This window comes from Aerococcus sp. L_32, from assembly GCF_050689315.1.
Genome location: NZ_JBOEQF010000515.1, coordinates 1 through 1,258, shown reverse-complemented (window position 1 = coordinate 1,258; position 1,258 = coordinate 1). Strand labels below are relative to the sequence as shown.

Here is a 1,258-nt window from a genome sequence, read left to right as displayed (position 1 = left end):
CGGAAATTATCTTCGAAGCCAACATGGTCTACGCTCATCACATTACCGTGAATCACCACCACATGACGGTCCGCCAAATACTGATAGAAGGCCTCAATATCCACACCTTCTTTAAGCTGACAATTGATAAAATAACCACCTGTTGGTACCGCAAAATCAATATATTCTGATGGAATTTCGCTTAACTTGTCGACCATAAGCTGGAATTTCTGACCGTAATAGTCTTTCAAAAAAGCCACATGGCCTTCAAAGTCGTATTCTTTGATAAAGCCCAGTAAGACTCGTTGCCAATAGTTGTTGGTATGGGAGTCTGCCACTTGTTTTAAGACGATCACTTTTTCAAGAATGTCACTTGAAGCAATCAGAAAGCCTAAACGCGTACTAGGTGCGAGGATTTTTGAAAAAGAACCCACATAGATCACGCGACCATCCTCATCGAGCGACTTAATGCGCGGAATCATTTCGCCTGTATACTGCAATTCGCCGTATGGATCGTCTTCTATGATAACGACGTCGTATTTTTTAGCTAGTGCATAGATGGCCTTACGCTCTTCTAAAGTAAGACTTGTGCCTAAAGGATTTTGGAAGTTCGGAATTAAGTACAGCAATTTAATCCGTTTATCCACATCTTCACTAAGTCTTTTTTCTAAATAATCAAAATCGATATTAGCGCTTGCGGTCTTCGGAATTCCTTCTGGTATAGCGCCATTTGATTTGATAGAAGTCACTGCTCCGTGAAAGGTTTGCGCCTCACATAAAACAATATCCCCTTCATTACAAAATAACTTGACCGATAATGCGATTCCTTGGGTAGCACCGGAAGTGATAATCAAATCTTCTGCTGTTTGTAACTGGATTGTTTTCGCTAATCTTTCTTTTAAAACTTCTCGTAGTTCTGGGACGCCTTCCGTTTGGCCATATTGTAAATAAGAATCTGGCTCTTCATTCTCATAAAGATTGTCAGATATCTGTCTCAATGTATCTATTGGGTAGGCATCTTTTGACGGATAACCAAACGAGAAAGAAATTGTGTCGGGATCTGTCCCTGCTTTCTTGGCGTTCTCTCTTAAGGGAGACGTCTGAAGTCCGATAGTTCGTTTCGCAAAATTGTTTGTCATTGAAATACTCCTTTTCCGAATCTTTCCTAGCTTTTGTCCTTATATTTACGCTGATTAAAAAATAAAAAAGCCCCTCCACCATACGTTATCCGTACAATGAAGGGACGAAAATACTTTTCGTGTTACCACCCAAATTTATG

Annotated in this window: 1 protein-coding gene; it reads right to left on the bottom strand. The window is 40.1% G+C overall.

From position 1 onward, the window contains the following. Positions 1-1,118: PLP-dependent aminotransferase family protein (locus tag ACRCJ0_RS14370; protein WP_431390894.1), on the bottom strand; the 1,118-nt coding region annotated here is incomplete at its 3' end. Positions 1,119-1,258 lie beyond the last annotated feature (140 nt).